Raw genomic sequence first — 19,184 nt, forward strand, 5'->3', positions numbered from 1 at the left:
AGGTCGTCGATCTCGCCGGTGACGGTGGAGGCGACGGTGGTGGTGGTGCCGTGGTCGAGGTGGGTGCGGGCGGCGAGCAGGGCCTCCTCGGCGATTCCGGAGGCGTAGGAGGCACCGCCGCCGCCGTGGACGTGCAGGTCGACGAAGCCCGGGACGACGGTGTGGCCGGTCAGGTCCAGGTCACCCGGCTCGGTCTCGCCGTTCGTGACGGCCGCGATGCGGGAGCCCTCGATCGCCAGGCGGCCGACCTCGATGACGCTGCCGGGCAGAATCAGTCGGCCGGCCAGTGTGATGCGGTCCGTGACGATCACAGCCTCCTTCGGAGTGCTTGTAGATGCTCGATTCCGCGAAAGTATAATCAGTTATGAGCAGTGAGTCTCCATGTCATGTCAGACGTCCGGGGAGGAGTACCCGTTTGTTGGGCAGGTGACCGGGCCTGACCTACACTCCGTTCATGCTCAAAGCTGATCGCGCTGCCCGGATTCTGTCGTACATCGCCGAAGCGGGGAGCGCCGACGTCCACGCGCTCTCCGAGCTGCTCGGGGTGTCCGGCGCGACGGTCCGGCGCGACCTCCAGGAACTGCACGAGCAGGGCCTGCTGCATCGCACCCGCGGTGGCGCGGTGACGGGATCGGTGAACCTGGAGCTTCCGTTGCGGCACCGCAGTGAGAAGCAGCAGGAGGAGAAGCGCCGGATCGCCCGGGCGGCTGCCGAGCTGGTTCCGGACGGCGCCGTGGTGGGCCTGACCGGCGGGACCACCGCCACCGAACTGGCCCGGGTGCTGGCCGAGCGGGGCAACGTCACCGTGGTCACCAACGCCGTCAACATCGCGGCCGAGCTGATCGTGCGCCCCGAGGTCCGCCTGGTGGTGATCGGCGGCATCGCGCGCTCGGCCAGCTACGAACTGGTCGGCCCGGCCGCCGACAGCATGCTCCAGCGCTACCACCTCGACCTCGCCTTCATCGGTGTGGACGGCCTGACCGCGGAGCAGGGCTGCACCACCCACGACGAGATGGAGGCCCAGACCGACCGCGCCTTCCTGCGCAGCAGCGCCCGTACGGTCGTGCTGGCCGACCGGACCAAGATCGGCCGGGTCACCTTCGCCTCGATCTGCCCGCTCACCGACGTCCATGACCTGGTGACCGACACCGAGCTTCCCGACGCCGACGAGAAGGCGATCGCCGACTGCGGCGTCCGGGTGCGTCGGGCCTGAGCAAGCTCGGCGAAATGAAATCCGTTTTCATCTAGCGTAGTGTGGGACGCGCTCCCCGGGATTGCCACGCCGGTTCCGGGGAGCGAACGCCTGCCTGCCCGCACGATGAGCAACGGAGCCGTCCCCATGTCCGCCCACTGCCAACTCACCGGTCGCAAGCCGTCCTTCGGCAATGCGATCTCCCACTCGCACCGACGCACCAGCCGCCGCTTCGACCCGAACATCCAGCGCAAGCGCTACTGGCTGCCCGGCGAAGGCCGGTACGTGCGCCTCACGCTCAGCGCCAAGGGCCTGAAGACCGTCGATGCCATCGGCATCGAGGCCGCCGTCGCCCGCATCCGAGCCCGGGGGGAGAAGGTCTGATGGCGAAGCAGAGCAAGATCGCCAGGAACGAGCAGCGGCGTGCGACCGTCGCGCGGTACGCCGAGCGCCGCGCCGAGCTGAAGCGTGTCATCGCCCACCCGGCCAGCACGCCGCAGGAGCGCGCCGCCGCACAGTGCGAGCTCGCCCGCCAGCCCAGGGACGCGAGCGCCACCCGCGTGCGCAACCGCGACAGCGTGGACGGGCGTCCCCGCGGCTACCAGCGCGCCTTCGGCCTGTCCCGCATCAACCTGCGCACCATGGCCCACGCCGGACAGCTGCCCGGCGTGCGGAAGTCGAGCTGGTGAGCGCGGTGCCCGAACACGTCAGGCTTCCCGTCGTGGTGGTGGTCGGCCTCCACCGCGCCGAACGCCGCCGCGCCGTCCAGGAGTTGCTGGACGGCTGCGTCAACGGCATCGTCCTCCACCACGACCTGCGCGACGCCCCGCGCCGCACGGTCCACCGCGAACTCCGCGACGCCACCGGCACCATCGCCACGGCGGACGTCCCGCTGAGCAACGACTGCGCCTGCTGCGCACTGCGCGAGGACCTGCTGCCCGAGCTGCGGCGCCTGGCCGAGGAAGGGCAGCACGGGCTGGCCGTCGTCGAGCTGTGGGGCGGCAGCGACCCGCACCCGGTGGTCGAGGTGATCGCGGGCGGTGAGGTGGACGGACGCCCGTTGGAGGAGTTCGTCGAACTCGCGGGTGTGGTGGTCGCCGTCGACCCGGACCGGCTGCTGGGCGAACTCTCCGTCCCGGACGACCTGGCCGAGCACGGCGAGCACACCTCTCCCGACGACACCCGCACGCGCGCCGAGGCACTCGCCCACCAGCTCGAGTACGCGACCACGGTCGCCGTGGCCCGTGGGGGCGAGGCGGGCCTGGCGATGCTGCGCCAGCTGCACCCGACCGCCCGCCGGGTCCTGCTCGGTACCGGCGAGCTGCTGCGCGCCGCACTCGGGGGCTTCGACGTGGCCGCCGCCCGGGACCGGGTCAACCCCGCCCTCGCGCTGCTTCCGCAGGAACACGACGAGGCGGGAGTGGCCACTCTGGTGTGGGAGCGCCGTCGCCCGCTGCACCCGGTCCGGCTGCACGAGGCGCTGGAGCAGCTCGTCCCGGCGGCGCAGCGCAGCCGCGGCCGGTTCTGGCTGGCCAACCGGCCGGAGCTGATGCTGGCCTGGGACGCTGCCGGAGCCAGCCTCGCGGTGGAGGAGTGCGGGCCGTGGCTGGCCGCGCTGCCGGACGACTCCTGGGAGCTGTATCCGCCCTCCCGGCGGGCTGCCGCGGCCCTGGACTGGCATCCGGTGCACGGTGACCGCGTCCAGCAACTCGTCTTCATCGCCGAGGGGTTGGATGTCGACGGCATCGTCGATCTGTTGGACTCCTGCCTGCTCACCGACGCCGAACTGATGGACGGTGAACAGGGCTGGAAGGCCCTTCCGGACGCCTTCGAGGACTTCCTCGAACCCGTCTCCTGACTCCTGCGCCACGGAAGGAAGACATTCAGATGGCCAAGCGCACTGCCGGCGGCCGTCCGGCCCGACCGCGCCCGAACCCGCTGATCGAGGCCGGCATCACGTCCATCGACTACAAGGACACCGATCTGCTGCGGAGGTTCGTCTCCGACCGGGGCAAGATTCGAAGCCGCCGCGTCACGCGGCTCACCGTCCAGCAGCAGCGGGCGGTGGCCCGGGCGATCAAGAACGCCCGTGAGATGGCTCTGCTGCCCTACGCCTCCACCACCCGATAGAAGAGAGACCTCCCATGGCCGTACCCAAGCGGAAGACGTCCCGCAGCAACACCCGGCACCGCCGGTCGCAGTGGAAGGCCGCGGCTCCGCAGCTCGTCCCGATCACGATCGAGGGGCGTGAGCACCTGGTGCCGCGCCGTCTGGTCAAGGCGTACGAGGGGGGCCTGCTGAAGCCGTGAGGGAGGGGAGGGGCCGCGGCGCGGGGGCGCCGCGGCTCCTTGTGGGTGCCGGGGGCCAGGAGGGGGTGAGGGCGGTGTCGTCGTCCGCGTAGTCGGCGCGAGGTGCCGCGGTTCCCGGCGCGGTGTCGTTCCCCTGTTCGGATGTTCGGAAAAGAATCACGCAGGCGTTCGGAACTCTCCGGGGTTCCGGTCCGACTCGTGTGCCGGGTGCCGTTGCCGACGGCGCCCGGTTCCAGGAGGAAGGACGGAGCATGCGGTCCCACGAACGCTCGTCGCACCGGTTCGGACCCGCCGTCAAGGGGGTCACCCGGTGAGCGCGCCGACGGCACAGGAGGTGCCGCGGGCGGCGGATCGCTGGAGCCTGGTCGCGGTCGCCGGGATGCTGTCGTTCGTGGCGATGCTCGACATGAACATCGTCAACATCGCACTCGCCGACATCGCCGACGGTTTCCACGTCTCCGCCCGGACCGCCCAGTGGGCCGTCCTGGGATACCAACTCCCGCTGGTGGCCCTGCTCCTGCCCGCCGGCCGCTGGCTGGACGCCGTCGGCACCCGGCCGGCCGTACTCACCGCCGTCGCCGGGTTCGCGCTGGGCAGCGTCGCCGCCGCCACAGCGCCCTGGGCCGGCGCGCTGATCGCGGCGCGGGTGGCCCAGGGGGCCTTCGGCGCCGTGCTGTTCGTCCTGATGCCGGTGCTGGCGATGCGCTCGGTGCGGCCACAGCTCCGGGCCCGGGCGATGAGCGTGCCCGCGACGCTGGGGCCGCTCGGCGCCGTCACCGGCCCTGCCCTGGGCGGGCTGCTGCTCGACCACTTCGGCTGGCGGGCCATCTTCCTCGTCAAGCTCCCGGTCTGCCTGGCCGCCTGGCTGGTCGCCCGCCGCCAGGTCCCCGCCGGAGGCGTCCTGCGCGCACCCGGCCGGGCCGAGCTCGCCGACGCGGGCCTGATCGGGGGATCCGTCGCCGCGCTGCTGCTCGGGCTCACCCTGTCGGCCGACGCGGCCGCCTGGCTGCTGCTGGCGGCGCCCGCGATTGCGCTGGTCCTGTGGTGGCTGCGCCGGGGAGGCGGCCGCCCGGTCCGGGCCGTCCTGCGCGAGAGCCGGACGGCGGGGCTCAACACGGCCGTCCTGGCCGTCGCGGCGGCCTTCGCGGTCGTCCACTACCTGCTCGCCCTGCACCTGCAGCGCGACGAGGCCGAGAGCGCCACCGCCACCGGCCTGACCATCCTGTGCTTCCCCCTCGCGATGGGGATCGGCGGGCCGCTCGGCGGCCGGCTGGCCGACCGCTTCGGCGCCCGGCCCACCGCCACCGCCGGGATCGCGCTCACCGCACTCGGCTTCCTCCTGCTCGTGCCGCTCGACGACACCTGGAGCCTGCCGGACATCGCCTGGCGCCTCGCCCTGGCCGGAGCCGGCATGGGCCTGTACGGCGGTCCCACCCAGACCCTCGTGATGAGCGCCGCCACCCCGGCGACGACGGCCACCGCCAGCTCCACCGTCCAGCTCGCCCGCAGCCTCGGGTTCACCCTCGGCCCGGCCCTGGCCACCGCCGCCTGGAGCCTCGGCGGATCCGGTACGGCCGGCCTGCACGCGGGCCTCGGCCTCGCCGCGGCCGGCGCCTGCCTCGCCGTCCCCCTGCTGGCGTCGCACGGCCGCTCCGGGTCCCGTACGGCCTGAACCCTCCTCCTCCACCCCGCTCACCGTCAGGAGCACACGCATGTGCGGAATCACCGGCTGGGTGTCCTTCCACCAGGACGTCCGCCACAGCGCCCCCGTCATCGAGGCGATGACCGCCACCATGGCCCTGCGCGGCCCCGACGCCGCCGGCGTCTGGCTCGGCCGCAACGCCGCGCTCGGCCACCGGCGGCTCGCCGTGATCGACGTCGACGGCGGCGCCCAGCCCATGACCGACCGCCCCGACCGGCCACGGGTGGTCCTCACCTACAGCGGCGAGGTCTACAACCACCACGAACTGCGGGACCGACTCAGAAGCAGAGGTCACCGCTTCGGGACCCGCAGTGACACCGAGGTCGTGCTCCGCGCCTACCTGGAGTGGGGCGATGCCCTGGTCGACCACCTGGAGGGCATGTACGCCTTCGGCATCTGGGACGAGCGCGAACAGCGGCTCCTCCTGGTGCGCGACCGGCTCGGCGTCAAGCCGCTGTTCTGGGCCGCCGTCGACGGTGGCCTGGTCTTCGGCTCCGAGCCCAAGGCGCTGTTCGCCCACCCCGAGGTCGCCCCCACCGTGGACGCCGACGGCCTGCGCGAGGCGTACAGCCTGCTGTTCGACACCGGCCCCACCGTCTGGGCGGGCGTCCGCGAGGTCCACCCCGGAGGCCTGCTCGTCCTCGACCGGGACGGCGTCCGCGAGCGCCGCTACTGGGAGCTGACCGCGCGCCCGCACACAGATCGACTGGAGACCACCAGGGAACGGGTCGGTGAGCTGGTCGACCGCGCCGCCAGGTCGCAGCTGGAAGCGGACGTCCCGGTGTGCAGCCTGCTCTCCGGCGGCCTCGACTCCACCGTCGTCACCGCCCTCGTCGCCGACGAACTCCGGCGCACCCAGGGGCGCGAGGCGAAGCTGCGCTCCTACGCCGTCGACTACAGCGACCAGGCCGAGCGGTTCACCGGCGACGTGCTGCGCACCGGCCACGACACCCCGTTCGCCGCCGAGGCGGGCGCCTTCATCGGCACCGAGCACTCCACCGTCGTCCTCGACCCGCGCGCGCTGCTCGACCCGGAGAACCGGCGGGCCGTCGTGGTCGCCCGGGACTCGCCGATCGGTGTCGGCGACATGGACACCTCGCTCTACCTGCTGTTCGGCGAGATCCGCAAGCACTCCACGGTCGCGCTCTCCGGCGAGGCCGCGGACGAGGTGTTCGGCGGCTACCCCTGGTTCCACACCCCCGAGGCGCTCGCCGCGCGGACCTTCCCCTGGCTGCTCGTCACCGGCGACGACGCCGCCATGCCGATCCACCCCGACCTCGCCGCCCACCTGCGCATCCGCGAGTTCCGCGAGGACACCTACCGCAGCTCCCTCGCGGCCGTCCCGCACCTGGACGGCGAGAGCCCGGCCGAGCACCGCCGGCGCGAGATGCAGCACCTCTCGCTCACCCGCTGGCTGCGCCAGCTGCTCCACCGCAAGGACCGCCTCTCGATGGCCCAGGGCCTGGAGGTCCGCGTGCCCTACTGCGACCACCGCCTCGTCGAGTACGCCTTCAACACCCCCTGGGCGATGAAGAGCCACGACGGCCGGGAGAAGAGCCTGCTGCGCGACACCGGTCGGGGAGTCGCCCCCGAATCGGTGCTGTGGCGGCCGAAGAACCACTACCCGGCCACCCACCACGCCGACTACAACGCCGGCCTCCAGCGGCTCGCCCGGGAGGCGCTGGACGCGCCCCACGTGCGCGACATCGCCGACGAGACGGTCATCAAGGCCACCCTCGACACCCCCGCCGACCAGCTGGCATGGGGTCACCGCCTGCGCCTGGAACGGGTCGTCGACCTCGCGCTCTGGCTCGACCACCACCGCCCCGCCCTCGCCCTCTGAACCTCTCCACCGCACCACCCCTCCCGGAGGAACCCGGACATGACCACCCCCGACCGCACCGAGGGCCGCTGCCCCGTCACCGGCGCCACCGCCGGCGAGCCGATACCGCTCCACGGAGCCGCGTACAAGACCGACCCGTACGACCTCTACCGGCGGATGCGCGACGCCGGGCCCGTCCACCGGGTGCGCTTCCCCTCCGGCATCGCCGCCTGGCTCGTCACCGGCTACGAGGCCGCCCAGGCCGCGCTCAACGACCCCCGCCTGGGCAAGAACCACCGCCTGGGCAACGACAACTGGCGCTCCCTCGCCTCGATCATGCCTGAGCCCCAGCACTCCCAGCTCCAGGTCCACCTGCTGCACCAGGACCCGCCGGAGCACACCCGGATGCGCCGCCTCGTCCTGGACGCCTTCGCCCCGCGGCGGGTGGAGTCGCTGCGGCCCAGGTTCCAGGAGATCGCCGACGCCCTGGTCGACGAGCTGCCCGCCGAGAACGGCGCCGACCTGGTCGCCGGATTCGCCGCGCACTACCCCTTCCGGGTCCTGGCCGAGGTCATCGGCCTGCCCCCGGAGCTCGCCGCCCGCTTCGACCGCGACTGGGGCAAGGTCGTCCAGCCGGTCGGCCCCCAGGACCCGGGCCGGCCCGCCTACGAGGCCAGGCTGCTCGGCCTGCAGACCTACATCGCCGACGTCGTCGCCCACAAGCGCGAGCACTGGGAGGACGACCTGCTCTCCCGCCTGGTCGTCGCCAAGGACCGCAAGGAGCTCACCCGGGAGGAACTCGACTCGATGATCTTCCAGCTCCTGGTCGCCGGCCAGGAGCCCGTCACCAACCAGATCACCACCATGCTGATCACCCTGCTCCGCCACCCCGAGCAACTGGAACGGCTGCGGGACGACCCCGCCCTGATGCCCCGGGCGATCGAGGAACTCCTGCGCTACGACAGCGCCTTCGAGCTGACCACCTGGCGGTTCTTCGCCCGGGACAGCGACCTGCACGGCACCCGCATCCCGGCCGGCGACTCCGTCATCGTCTCGCTGTGCGCCGCCAACCGCGACGGCGAACAGTTCCCGGACGCCGACACCCTCGACCTGGAGCGCAGCCCCAACTCCCACCTGGCCTTCGGTCACGGCATCCACTTCTGCCCCGGCGCCGCCCTCGCCCGCGCCGAACTCCAGATCGCCGTCGCCACCCTGCTCACCCGCCTGCCCGGCCTGCGGCCCGCGGGCTCCCTGGACGACCTGACCTGGATTCCGGCCGTCCTCGCCCGGGGCGTCAACCAGCTGCCCGTCGCCTACGACCAGCGCAGCTGACCGACCGGCCCCACCGCGCGCCCCGACTCGCCCGTCTCCGGTGTCCCGGCCCGCCCGCCCCCACCGGAGGGCGCGGGCGCCGGGACGCCATCCCGCCATGCCCTCACGGAGAAGCCGCATGACCACCACCGGTACCGCCACGCCCATGTCCAGAGACGTCCGACAGATCAGCGCCGCCGTCCTGGAACTGCTCCTGCCCCACCGCCGGGCCACCGACACCGCCACCCCGGCCACCGTCGACGACTTCCCCGAACAGCTGTGCCAGATAGGCGAGTTCGCCGAGTACGGCGATCCGATCGTGTTCACCCTGCCCGGCTTCCCCTGCAAGTCCCCCAGCCCCGACAAGGTCCTCGGTCACCTGCCCGACGAGGGCGAGCGCCTCTCCCTGACCTTCCTCGACGACCTCTGCCGCGCGATCGGCGAGGTGTACGAGCCGGGCGCGCGGATGGAGATCTGCTCCGACGGCCACGTCTTCGGTGATCTGATCCGCGTCCCCGACCCGCAGATCGACGCCTACTCCGACGAACTCGCCGCGATGATCCGGCGCGAGGGCCTGACCCACCTGTCCGTCTTCGACCTGCGTGACGTGCTCGGCGACCTCCCGTACGACGAGAAGCGCGCCCACGTCCACGCCGCCCACGCCCCGACCGTGGAGGAACTGCGCGCCGAGGTGAAGAGCGACGAGCACACCCTCGCCCTCTACTGCGGCATCACCCGCTTCCTCACCGAGGACACCGTCGACTTCACCGGCACCAAGTCGGCCCTCCAGCGCGAATGCCGGCAGCGCGCCTACGGCGTCATCCAGCGCAGCCGCGCCTGGGGCGACCTCATCGCCGAGCACCACCCCCGTACCGTCCGCCTGTCCATCCACCCCCAGCCGCGCGGCGCCGCCAAGTTCGGCATCCGCCTCCTCGACGCCCCCGACGCCTGGACCACCCCGTGGCACTCGGCCGTCCTGCACCGGCCCGACGGCAGCTGGCAGCTGATGCGCCGGGCCGACGCCGAGCGGCAGGGCACCCTGGTGCTGCGCGACGGCCGGCCGAGCCACTTCGAGGCCTCCTGACCACCTCCGGCCGTGCGGGTGGCCCCCGGTCCCGTGGGGGGACCGGGGGTCACCCGCACCGATCTCACACCGTGACGGCTGACTCCTCCGCGGTCGGGGTGGGCAGGGTGTTCCGGTGGTCGAAGGCGATCAGCGGGTCGCCGGTCAGCGGGTGCTCGACCACGGTGGCCCGCACCCCGAAGACCTTCGCCAGCAAGTCCGGGGTGAGCACCTCCCGGGGTGCCCCGGAGGCGACGAGAGCGCCGTCGTGCAGAACGTGGAGCCGGTCGCAGAGCGAGGCCGCGGCGTTCAGGTCGTGCAGCGAGATCAGGGTGGTGCGGCGCTGTTCGCGCAGCAGGGCGAGCAGCTCCACCTGGTGCTGGACGTCGAGGTGGTTGGTCGGCTCGTCCAGCACCAGGACATCCGGCTGCTGGGCGAACGCCCGCGCGAGCAGGACCCGTTGGCGCTCGCCGCCGGAAAGCTCCGCGAACCGGCGTTGCGCGTACGGCTGGAGACCGACACGCTCCAGGGCCTCGGCCACCGTCGCGTGGTCGCGTTCGTCGTCGCCGGCGAAGGCCCGCTTGAACGGGGTGCGGCCCATCGCGACGACCTCGCGCACGGTGAACTCGAAGTCCGAGCCGCGCTCCTGGGGCAGCGCCGCGACGTGCCGGGCCGCCTCGGCCGGGGCCATGGACCGGACGTCCCGGTCGGCCAGCAGCACCCGCCCGGCGTGCGGGCGCAGATGCCGGTAGACGGTGCGCAGCAGGGTGGACTTGCCGCCGCCGTTGGGACCGACGAGACCGGCGATCTCGCCCTCGGCGGCGATCAGGCCGACGTCGGAGAGGACGTCGCGCCCGCCGAGGGTGACGGTGATGTCCTCGACGGTGATCCTCATCAGAACTCCTTCGTGGATACCCCCGGCTTTAGCCGGGGGTAGGGGTGCCTCCCACTTGCGGGGGAGAAAACGACGCTCTCGCGTAGCGAGGCAGGGATAGCCGTGTCGCCGCCAAGGCGGGCCGGGATCTCGACAGTTGATCATCCGCGGGTGGCCGCAAAGGTTGGTGTTACTGTGTGTTCTGTGACGGTTGCTCACGTGAAGCGAGCCTTCAAGTTCCGCTTCTATCCGACCGATGTGCAGGCGGCTGAGCTGTCGCGCACGTTCGGATGTGTGCGGCTCGTCTACAACAAGGCGCTGGCCGCCCGGTCCGAGGCGTGGACGATGCGTCATGAGCGGGTGGACTACAACGCCACGTCGGCGATGCTGACGGAGTGGAAGAAGACCGAGGAGCTTGCGTTCCTCTGTGAGGTCTCCTCCGTCCCGCTCCAGCAGGCCCTGCGCCACCTGCAAGGGGCGTTCTCCAACTTCTGGCAGAAACGGGCGAAGTATCCCCGCTTCAAGTCGAAGAAGAAGTCCCGGGACAGCGCCGAGTACACCACCTCCGCATTCCGGTACCGGGATGGCCGGCTGATGCTGGCGAAGATGACGGAGCCGCTGGACATCCGGTGGTCCCGGCCTCTTCCGGAGGGTCGGTCGCCATCCACGGTGACCGTATCCCGGGACGCGGCCGGGCGCTGGTTCGTCTCCATGCTGTGCGACGACCCCACCATCGAGCAGATGCCCAAGCTGAACACAGCCGTGGGAATCGACGCGGGGATCACCAGCCTGGTGACACTGTCCACCGGGGAGAAGATCGCCAACCCCCGGTCCGAGCGCAAGGATCGGGAGCGTCTGGCCAAGGCCCAGCGGGAACTTGCCCGCAAGGCCAAGGGCTCGAAGAATCGCGAGAAGGCCCGCAAGAAGGTCGCCCGCGTCCACGCGAAGATCGCCGACCGGCGCAGGGACTTCCTGCACAAGCTCACCACCCGACTCGTCCACGAAAACCAAGTGGTCGTGATCGAGGACCTGACCGTCCGCAACATACTCAAGAACCGCAAGCTCGCCCGCGCCATCAGCGACGCGAGCTGGACCGAGCTGCGGACCATGCTGGAATACAAATGCGCCTGGTACGGCCGGGATCTGATCACCATCGACCGATGGTTCCCCAGTTCCAAGCTGTGCGGCGCATGCGGAACCATCCGCGATGAGATGCCTCTGAACATCCGCGAGTGGGTGTGTGAATGCGGAGCGGTCCATGACCGGGACGTGAACGCGGCACTCAACATCCTGGCCGCCGGACTGGCGGTTGCGGCCTGTGGAGACGGTGTAAGACCTCAACGGAGTACTCCGGGCGGGCGGTCGTCGGTGAAGCAGGAAGTCGTCCCACCGCAGCGCTCACGCGCAGCGGCTCAGCCGCGAGGCTGAGGGGAATCCCCCTCCTTCGAGGAGGGGGAGGAGGTCAACAGCGTTCCAGCTTCCGGTCGAGGAGGTACAGCAGGACGGGTGCGCCGATGACGGCGGTCACGACGCCGATCGGCAGTTCCTGGGTGTCCAGGGCGGTGCGGGCGACGGTGTCGACGGCCACCAGGAGGACGGCGCCGGTCAGGGCGGACAGCGGCAGCAGCCGGCGGTGGTCGCCGCCCACGACGAGCCGGCACACGTGCGGCACCAGCAGGCCGACGAAGCCGATCGCGCCGGAGACCGCCACCAGGACGCCGGTGAGCAGGCTGGTGACGGCGAACAGTTCACGGCGCAGCCGGGCGGTGTCGACGCCGAGGCCGGCGGCGGTCTCGTCGCCCATCAGCAGCGCGTTGAGGTGCCGGGCGCGGCCCTGGAGGGCCAGCCAGCCCAGGGCGACGGCGGCGGCCGGGACGGCGAGTTGGTCCCAGGTGGCGGCGCCGAGGCTGCCCATCAGCCAGAACAGCACACCCCGGGTCTGCTGCTCGTCGCCGGCCTGGAGGACGAGGAAGCTGGTGAAGCCGGAGAGGAACTGTCCGATGGCCACCCCGGCGAGGACCAGGCGCATCGGGGCGAAGCCGCCGCCGCGCCTGGCGATCGCCCAGACGAGGGCGAAGGAGGCCAGGGCTCCGGCGAACGCGGCGGCCGAGACGCCGAAGCCGAACGCGAAGCCGGTGCCGGCGCCGAGGACGATGACGGCGACCGCGCCGAGCGAGGCGCCGGAGGAGATGCCCAGCAGGTAGGGGTCGGCGAGCGGGTTGCGGACCAGGGCCTGGACGGCGGTGCCGACCAGGCCGAGTCCGGCTCCGACGATCGCGGCCAGCAGGGCGCGGGGCACCCGCAGCTGCCAGACGATCAGGTCCCGGGTGCCGGCTTCGGGGGCCGAACCGGTGAGCCGGTGGCCGACGACGGTCCACACCTCCCGGACGGGGATGTCCACCGAGCCGAGGGAGACGGCGAGGGTGAGGGCGAGGACCAGGGCGAGGGAGAGCGCGGACGCGACGAGGCCGGCCCGCGCGGTGCGCGCGGGCCGGCGGCCGGTCGCCGCGGTGGCGGCGGTCATCTACTGGGCGTCCTTGACCTGGTCGGGGAAGAGGGCGTGGGCGATCTGCTGGACGGTGTCGGCGTTGCGGGTGCCGGCGATGGTGGTCACCTCGGAACCGATGCGCACGAAGTGGCCTTCCTGGACGGCCTTGAGGCCCTTGGTGGCGGGGAACTCGCGCAGGAACTTCTCCGCGTCGTCGAAGGCCTTCTTGTTCTCGGCGTCGCTGCCGCGGTTGCGCACCCCGAGCTGGATCCAGTCGGGGTTCCTGGCGACGACATCCTCCCAGGAGACGGGCTTGAAGTCGCCGTCGACGTCGCCGAACACGTTGCGCGCGCCGGCCAGGGTGATCACCGCGTTGGCGACCTGCCGGTTGCCCGCCGCCATCGGCTGCTTGGTGCCCGCGTCGAAGTCGAAGAAGAAGTAGCCGGGGCGCTTGTCCGCCGCCACGCCCGCCAGCGCGGTCTCCACGGCGCCGACCTTCTTCTCCATGTCCGCGACCAGCGCGTCGGCCTTGGCAGAGGTGCCGGTGACCTGGCCGAGGCTCTTGATGTCGCCCTCGACGCCGGTCAGGTCCCGCACCGCGGCCGGGGCCACGGCCGCGCAGGCGGTGGAGTGCAGGAAGACCCGCTTGATCCCGGCGGCCTGGTACTCCTGGGCGGTCGGGGCGGTGCCCATGCCGCCGCCCATGCCGCCCATGTCGGCGAAGGTCTCCACGTACAGGTCCGCACCGGAGCCGAGCAGCTTCTCCTTCGGGATCACCATGTCACCGAGGACCGGGACCTTCGCCCCGGCATCGGCGACGTCGGCGGGCAGCGTGCCCTTGCCGGGCGGGAAGCCGGTTCCGATGACCCGGTCGCCCGCACCGAGCTGCAGCAGCATCTCCAGGCTGGAGGCGTTGCTGGTGACGATCTTCTTCGGCGCGGAGTCGAACACCGTCTCCTTCCCGGCGCAGTCCGCGACCTTGACCGGGAAGGCCGCCGCGGCCGAGGAGGCTCCGGCGCCCGGCGCGGCGGCCGTGATGGCGCCCGCCTCGCCGGACTTGGCGCTCCCACCGCTGCCGCAGCCCGTCACGAGCAGGGCGACGGCGGCGGCCGTGCCGCACAGAACACGAGAACGCATGGAACTCTCCTGGGACGATCCGAGGGCGGGGGCCAGCCGTGCGCGGGCCCGGCACTGGTAGTCGGATCGAGGCCGGGGAAAGTTCCGAAGAACGTCCGGAAAATCCTCCCGCGTGGTCGGGCGCCGACGGCTGTGGGGCTGCCCAGGGGCTTCACAGCAGGGTGTGCCAGTAGTACCAGAAGCGGTTGAGGACGAGCAGGGCGATCACCAGGTACCAGACGGCCGGGACGACCCAGTGGTAGCGCGCGACCAGTTCGGTCGCCGGGCGCCACCGCGCGGGCAGCGGGATCACCCCGTGCCTGGCGTTGTGCAGGGTGGTGTACCAGAACAGCGGGATGGTGGCGATCCACACGACGATGCAGTACGGGCAGACCGCGCCGATCTCGTACAGCGTCTGGTCCATCAGCCAGGTGACGAAGCCGACCCCGAACAGGGTCCCGGCCTGGAGGCCCAGCCAGAACCAGCGCGGCAGCCGCGCCCCGGCCAGCACGGAGACCCCGATGGTGACGACGACGGCGAAGGCTCCGACGCCGATGAGGGAGTTGGGGAAGCCGAAGGCCGACGCCTGGGGGGTGCGCATCACCGAGCCGCAGCTGATGATCGGGTTGATGTTGCAGCTGGGGACGTAGGAGGGGTTCTCCAGGAGCCGGATCTTCTCCAGGGTGAGGGTGACGGAGGCGGCCAGGCCGAGGGCGCCGGCGATGAGCAGCAGCAGGCCGAACGCCCGGCCGCTGCGGACGGCTTCGGTGAGCCGTCCGGTCGTCGGGCCGGTGCCGGGTCGGGCGGAGGTGGTCATGGTCTGTGGTCCCCCGGCTCTACTTGGCGGCGACGGTCTGCTGGATCAGTTGGGTGTACTGGTCCGGGGTGATCGGGTTGCCCTGGCTGTCGAACACCTGAAGCTGCTTGCCGTTGAGCTTCAGCGTGGGCGTCCCGGAGACGCCGCTGTTGTTGAAGGCGTCGTTGACCTTCCCGGCCCAGGGTTTGTAGGTGCCGTCCTGGACCGCCTTGGTGAAGTCGGGGGTGACCAGGCCGGGGACCTTGGCGGCGAGGTCGAGCAGGTGGTTCGTGTCGGCGAAGGCGTCGTCCTGTTCGTTCGGCTGGTTGGCGTAGAGCACGTCATGGAACTGCTTGAACTTCGCCGTGCTCTCGTTCAGTGCCGCGCCCGCGGCGGCGAGGGCGTTCTTCGACCCGCTGCCGCCGAGGTTGGCGTCCAGGAAGGTCGCCAGGTGGTAGTGGATGGCGTACGTGCCGTTGTCGGCGAGTTGCTGGATGGTCGGGCCGTCGGCCTGCTCCAGCTTGTCGCAGACCGGGCAGCGGAAGTCCTCGTACACGTCCAGGACGTTCTTGTTGTCCGGGCTGCCGTAGACGATCACGGTGCCGTTGGTGCCACTGGCGTTCGCGGGCACCACCAGCGGGCCGCTGCTGCCGCCGTTCCCGGCCAGCGCGATGCTGATGCCGACGGCCGCGCCGACGACGGCGACGGCTATGCCGCCGATGACGATCTTCTTGCGGCGGGATGCGGCCCGCTGCTGGCGTTCACGCTCGGTGCGCATCCGCTCGCGTGCGGACTTCTTGGCGTCCTGGCTGTTCCGGTCGCTCATGGGTGGCCTCGTCTCCCGTCTCGCGGGCGCCGGGCATGGCCGCGAGGGCCGGAAAACCGGGTCCGGGACGTCTCCGTGCAGATTCGGGGAAGGGGAAGTACGGGCGGGGGCGCGCCGACGCGGTTCCGCCCGGGTGGGCTGCGAGGAAGGGCGCGGTGGGCTGTCGGGGCGATCACCCCGCGGACGGCACGCTCGGTGGACGAGCGTCGGCCGCCCGGTCAGCCGCTCAGCGCCGGGACGAGTGGCGGCGGGCCGCGCCGCTGGACGCCGCGCCGCAGAACCTCCTGGGGCGCCGGACGATCGTCGTCGGGGAGCGCCCGGGCGCGCACGGCCTGCTCGGGCTCGGCCGGGACCAGCCAGGCCAGCAGGAGCCGCACCGGCCGCATCGTGAGCGCGGCAGCGACGCCCAGCAGCCGGAAGACGGCCTTCTCGCCCTGGCGCAGCCACACGGCCGCGACGAGCGCGGCGGCCAGGTGGGCGAGGAACACGGCGGCCAACTGGCCGCCGGTGAGCTGCCCGGGCAATTCGGGTACGGGGCCCGTGCCGTGGACGGGGCCACCGCCGCACAGCAGGTCGGGCAGCAGGCCACCGCTGGGGCGGCTGCCGGTTCCGCAGGTGTCCTGGCCGACGTTGTAGACGGCGTTCAGCGCCAGTTCGAGTGGGATGAGGACTGCGGCGATCTGGAGGAAAGCCCGCTCGGCGGAGGACAGCAGCAGCGCGGTGCCGAAGACCACCACGGCGGCCATGGCCATGACGGTGGCGGGCAAAGGCGTGCCGGTCAGCAGGATGTGGCCGCCGGCCGACAGCGAGAGCAGCAGCGCGGTGAACACTCCCGCGCGTGCTGTGCGGACCGCTGTCCCGGGCTCCATGCGGCCGAGTATGGCACGGCCTGTTCGATTTCTGACCCCGTCGGTGCGCGATTGCCGGACAGGGGCGGTGCGGGACGCGCGCCCCGCACCGCCCCGGGCCCTTACGCCGAGGCGTCCGCGCCGGTGCCGCGACCGCGGCGGCCGAGCACGACGCCCGTCACCGCGCCGAGGACGCCGACCACGATGCCCGCGATGCCCAGTGCGCGGGCGGTGGAGTCGCTGCCGCCCGCCTTCGCGGTCGCGGTGCTCGTCGTGTTCGCCGGCGCCGGGTCGGCCTTGGCGCTCGCCGCGGCGCTGGGGGCGGGAGCGTCGGAGTCGCCGGCGGTGGCGGCGGTCAGCTTGAGCACCGGTGCCGGGTTCTTCGGCTCGGGCCGGCCGTCCTGGGGCTCCTCGATCCAGCGCACCACGGTGCCGTCGCTGTAGGTCTGCAGGGCCTTGAAGACCACCTTGTCCGTGCCGTCGGGCAGCGCGCCGAGGTCGACGGTGAAGTCCTGGAAGTGGCCGGGGGTGATCTGGCCGCCGGTCCACACGACCTGGGAGACGGCGTCGGTGATGTCGCCGTCGTCGGTGTGGATCGGGGTGGCGAGCTTGGTGGTCTGGATCGCGTCGGTCCAGCCCGCCACCGGCGCGACCTTGACGGACGGGATCGGGTGGTCGGTGGGGAAGTCGATCTCGACCTTCACCGTGCTGTTCTTGTCGTCCTCGTTGGGCACGCGGAACGCGAAGGTCTGGTCGGTCGCGTTCTTGGGCACGCTGTTCGGCTGCACGATGACGTGTGCGGACGCCGGTACGGCCGCGCTGAGCACGGTCGCGGCGGCCACGGCGCAGGCGGCGGCAAGACGCTTCTTCAGGGACAGGCTCATGGCTGTGTGGTCTCCGGGTCGGAGGTACGCGTGCGCCCGTGGAGACGGAGCACGCGTGGGTGATCAGGGGGGAGGGCGGACGGCCGTGACCGGACGGCGTTCCCGCTCCGGTCAGACGGCCGGTACCAACGGCGGGCCGCGCCTGATCACCACATGTCGCAACAGCGTCCATCGCGGCTGCCACCACCGGCCCTCGGCGGGCACGAAGCGCGCGGCAGCGGCCCGCGACCGTCCGTGCGTCCCGCCGCGCAGCATCGCGAACAGGGCCAGCGCGCCGCGCAGCGACGCCGCGCGGGCGTGAACCGTCGCGGTGACGGTCCCGGCGGTCAGCCGGACCAGCCGCCACACGGCCACCTCGCCCCGCCACAGCCACCATCCTGCGGCGACGGTCGCCGCCAGGTGCGCGACGAGCATCGCGGGACTCAGCCCCAGGAACGCCGCATGGCTCCAGAAGGAGACGTGTGTCGCCGCGACGACGGCGTGCGGAGCCGCACTGCTTCCCGCCGCGACATGGGCCGCCGACGGACCGGAGCGCCCGCTGCCCGCCGACAGAGCCCTGGTCATGCCGGTCATGCCGGTCATGCCGGTCATGCCGGTCATGCCGGACATGCCGTGCATCCCGGGCATCGCGGCCATGGGGGCGGAGGGGTTGGCCGGCCCGGCAGCCGTCGGAGGGCGCTGACCGCACTGCGCGGCGTGGAAGAGGACGTGCAGTCCCCCCTGTCCCGCGGCCAGGCCACCGACGATCGCCCGCAGTGAGCGCTCCCGCCGCGCGGCGAGCACGGCGACGGCGCCGACGAGCACCCACCCGAGCAGCAGCGCGCCCGGCGCCACCGCGCTGCCGGACGCCAGCCCGTGCCCGAAGGCGGACAGCGCGACGCAGACCGTCGCGAAGGGCAGAGCCCGCAGTACGCGAAGGTCGAGCGCGGCGGCACGCACCGCCGTGGGCACGGGCTCGGTTCTCGGGGCAGACATGGCCGGGACATCATGCCACCGGCGTCCACCGTCCCGGTCGGGCTCCCCCGGATCGTTCCCAACCCGACACTTGCGGCCACCGAAGCGGCACAACGGGTGAGCGGTGCGGACCCCGCGGTCGGGCGACGCTGAGGTCGAACGGCAGGTCGGCGTGGTCGTTCCCGTCGTTGGAGGCGATCACGGACGCCCCGAGTCCCCGCGGGTGGGCCGGACTGCGAGGACCCGTCGCGATAGCGCGGCGATAGAGGGGCGTTGGTGCGGCTGCCTAACGTCGTCCTCGCACTGGAGGAGGATGGATGGACAGACGTCGGCTGGTCGTGGGTATCAGTGGTGCGACCGGGATCGTGTACGGGCTGCGGGTGCTGGAGCTGGCACGCAAGGCCGGCGTCGAGACGCACCTCGTCGTCACGCCCGCCGGGCAGCAGACCCGTGCGTACGAGACGGACCTGTCGGCGGCGGATCTGGCCGCCATGGCGGACGTCGTGTACCGGGCCGCGGATGTGGGCGCCGCCATCGCCTCCGGCTCGTTCCGCACGGCCGGGATGATCGTCGCGCCGTGCTCCATCCGCACGCTGTCGGCGATCGCGCAGTCCAACGGCGACAACCTGCTGACCCGGGCGGCGGACGTGACGCTCAAGGAGCGCCGCCGCCTCGTGCTGATGGTGCGGGAGACCCCGCTGACGCTCGGTCACATACGGGCCATGGCCGCGGTCACCGAATCCGGCGGGATCGTCATGCCGCCGGTGCCGGCGTTCTACCTGAGGCCCGGCAGCGTCGACGAGATCGTCGAGCACACGGCCGGGCGGGCGCTGGACCTGCTCGGGATCGACGTGCCGGACCTGCCGCGCTGGGGTGAATGAGCCTCCCGTGCGGACCTCCGGGCGCGCGCTCGCACGCCGTGGTGGGCGGGGGGGGGTGCGGCCCCCGCCCCCCCCCCCCCCCCACACCGAGAAGGACAGCCGGGGCATTATAAAAAAA

21 protein-coding genes are annotated in these 19,184 nt (G+C 72.2%); 12 read left to right on the top strand and 9 right to left on the bottom strand.

The genetic code is table 11. From position 1 onward, the window contains the following. The coding region (locus ACFVWU_RS39740) for an amidohydrolase family protein (protein WP_387630373.1) at positions 1 to 311 on the bottom strand (311 nt) is incomplete at its 3' end. Positions 312 to 454: 143 nt separating this feature from the next. On the opposite strand from ACFVWU_RS39740, the gene ACFVWU_RS39745 reads away from it, so the two are divergent. The 10 genes from ACFVWU_RS39745 to ACFVWU_RS39790 all read left to right on the top strand — a co-directional run bounded on the left by ACFVWU_RS39745 (position 455) and on the right by ACFVWU_RS39790 (position 9,420). Continuing rightward, complete coding sequence (locus ACFVWU_RS39745; RefSeq protein WP_387630375.1) at positions 455 to 1,213, top strand: DeoR/GlpR family DNA-binding transcription regulator; 759 nt, start codon at positions 455 to 457, stop codon at positions 1,211 to 1,213. Between the two features lie 126 nt (positions 1,214 to 1,339). Next, positions 1,340 to 1,576: a 50S ribosomal protein L28 gene (gene rpmB, locus ACFVWU_RS39750; protein WP_387630377.1), complete on the top strand. Its 237-nt coding sequence runs from the start codon at positions 1,340 to 1,342 to the stop codon at positions 1,574 to 1,576. Further along, entirely contained in the window at positions 1,576 to 1,881 is a 306-nt protein-coding gene (gene rpsN / locus ACFVWU_RS39755) for a 30S ribosomal protein S14 (RefSeq protein WP_387630378.1), read from the top strand. Before rpmB ends, rpsN begins: the two co-directional genes overlap by 1 nt. Before the next feature lie 5 nt (positions 1,882 to 1,886). Then, positions 1,887 to 3,050 (top strand): CobW family GTP-binding protein, encoded by a 1,164-nt coding sequence (locus ACFVWU_RS39760; RefSeq protein WP_387630381.1) that lies wholly within the window; start codon positions 1,887 to 1,889, stop codon positions 3,048 to 3,050. Positions 3,051 to 3,079: 29 nt separating this feature from the next. Further along, the gene (rpsR, locus tag ACFVWU_RS39765; RefSeq protein WP_387630384.1) at positions 3,080 to 3,322 is read left to right on the top strand and encodes a 30S ribosomal protein S18; all 243 of its coding nucleotides are present in this window, start codon (positions 3,080 to 3,082) and stop codon (positions 3,320 to 3,322) included. A 14-nt stretch (positions 3,323 to 3,336) separates the two neighbouring features. Then, positions 3,337 to 3,501: a 50S ribosomal protein L32 gene (gene rpmF / locus ACFVWU_RS39770; RefSeq protein WP_387630387.1), complete on the top strand. Its 165-nt coding sequence runs from the start codon at positions 3,337 to 3,339 to the stop codon at positions 3,499 to 3,501. A gap of 310 nt (positions 3,502 to 3,811) precedes the next feature. Beyond that, positions 3,812 to 5,173 (top strand): MFS transporter, encoded by a 1,362-nt coding sequence (locus tag ACFVWU_RS39775; RefSeq protein WP_387630390.1) that lies wholly within the window; start codon positions 3,812 to 3,814, stop codon positions 5,171 to 5,173. A gap of 40 nt (positions 5,174 to 5,213) precedes the next feature. Continuing rightward, on the top strand, positions 5,214 to 7,046 hold the full coding sequence (gene asnB / locus ACFVWU_RS39780; protein WP_387630393.1) for an asparagine synthase (glutamine-hydrolyzing): 1,833 nt from the start codon (positions 5,214 to 5,216) through the stop codon (positions 7,044 to 7,046). A 39-nt stretch (positions 7,047 to 7,085) separates the two neighbouring features. Beyond that, on the top strand, positions 7,086 to 8,357 hold the full coding sequence (locus tag ACFVWU_RS39785) for a cytochrome P450 (RefSeq protein WP_387630394.1): 1,272 nt from the start codon (positions 7,086 to 7,088) through the stop codon (positions 8,355 to 8,357). A 118-nt stretch (positions 8,358 to 8,475) separates the two neighbouring features. Beyond that, positions 8,476 to 9,420: an L-tyrosine/L-tryptophan isonitrile synthase family protein gene (locus ACFVWU_RS39790; RefSeq protein WP_387630396.1), complete on the top strand. Its 945-nt coding sequence runs from the start codon at positions 8,476 to 8,478 to the stop codon at positions 9,418 to 9,420. Between the two features lie 64 nt (positions 9,421 to 9,484). On the opposite strand, the gene ACFVWU_RS39795 is transcribed toward ACFVWU_RS39790, so the two are convergent. Further along, the gene (locus tag ACFVWU_RS39795; protein ID WP_387630398.1) at positions 9,485 to 10,294 is read right to left on the bottom strand and encodes an ABC transporter ATP-binding protein; all 810 of its coding nucleotides are present in this window, start codon (positions 10,292 to 10,294) and stop codon (positions 9,485 to 9,487) included. Positions 10,295 to 10,492: 198 nt separating this feature from the next. Here ACFVWU_RS39795 and ACFVWU_RS39800 point away from each other — a divergent pair, with 198 nt between their 5' ends. Then, a complete protein-coding gene (locus tag ACFVWU_RS39800; RefSeq protein WP_387630400.1) occupies positions 10,493 to 11,701 on the top strand; it encodes an RNA-guided endonuclease InsQ/TnpB family protein in 1,209 nt (402 codons plus the stop codon). Between the two features lie 34 nt (positions 11,702 to 11,735). Here ACFVWU_RS39800 and ACFVWU_RS39805 read toward each other — a convergent pair whose 3' ends face one another. The 7 genes from ACFVWU_RS39805 to ACFVWU_RS39835 all read right to left on the bottom strand — a co-directional run bounded on the left by ACFVWU_RS39805 (position 11,736) and on the right by ACFVWU_RS39835 (position 18,206). Beyond that, positions 11,736 to 12,797: a FecCD family ABC transporter permease gene (locus tag ACFVWU_RS39805; protein WP_387630402.1), complete on the bottom strand. Its 1,062-nt coding sequence runs from the start codon at positions 12,795 to 12,797 to the stop codon at positions 11,736 to 11,738. Further along, positions 12,798 to 13,898 (bottom strand): ABC transporter substrate-binding protein, encoded by a 1,101-nt coding sequence (locus tag ACFVWU_RS39810; protein ID WP_387630403.1) that lies wholly within the window; start codon positions 13,896 to 13,898, stop codon positions 12,798 to 12,800. Positions 13,899 to 14,049: 151 nt separating this feature from the next. Beyond that, a complete protein-coding gene (locus ACFVWU_RS39815) occupies positions 14,050 to 14,694 on the bottom strand; it encodes a vitamin K epoxide reductase family protein (RefSeq protein WP_387630406.1) in 645 nt (214 codons plus the stop codon). A 19-nt stretch (positions 14,695 to 14,713) separates the two neighbouring features. Beyond that, the gene (locus ACFVWU_RS39820; RefSeq protein ID WP_387630408.1) at positions 14,714 to 15,499 is read right to left on the bottom strand and encodes a thioredoxin domain-containing protein; all 786 of its coding nucleotides are present in this window, start codon (positions 15,497 to 15,499) and stop codon (positions 14,714 to 14,716) included. A 218-nt stretch (positions 15,500 to 15,717) separates the two neighbouring features. Next, positions 15,718 to 16,368, bottom strand: a complete 651-nt coding sequence (locus tag ACFVWU_RS39825) for a hypothetical protein (RefSeq protein ID WP_387630409.1) — start codon at positions 16,366 to 16,368, stop codon at positions 15,718 to 15,720. A 101-nt stretch (positions 16,369 to 16,469) separates the two neighbouring features. Continuing rightward, a complete protein-coding gene (locus ACFVWU_RS39830; RefSeq protein ID WP_387630410.1) occupies positions 16,470 to 17,231 on the bottom strand; it encodes a YcnI family protein in 762 nt (253 codons plus the stop codon). A gap of 111 nt (positions 17,232 to 17,342) precedes the next feature. After that, positions 17,343 to 18,206, bottom strand: a complete 864-nt coding sequence (locus tag ACFVWU_RS39835) for a hypothetical protein (RefSeq protein WP_387630411.1) — start codon at positions 18,204 to 18,206, stop codon at positions 17,343 to 17,345. 296 nt (positions 18,207 to 18,502) lie between these two features. Here ACFVWU_RS39835 and ACFVWU_RS39840 point away from each other — a divergent pair, with 296 nt between their 5' ends. Continuing rightward, positions 18,503 to 19,066 carry a UbiX family flavin prenyltransferase gene (locus ACFVWU_RS39840; protein ID WP_387630412.1) on the top strand — a complete coding sequence of 188 codons (564 nt, stop codon included), beginning with the start codon at positions 18,503 to 18,505 and terminating at the stop codon, positions 19,064 to 19,066. The last annotated feature ends 118 nt before the right edge of the window (positions 19,067 to 19,184 follow it).

Origin of the sequence: Kitasatospora sp. NPDC058190 (assembly GCF_042883685.1) — a bacterium.
Taxonomy (GTDB): Bacteria; Actinomycetota; Actinomycetes; order Streptomycetales; family Streptomycetaceae; genus Kitasatospora.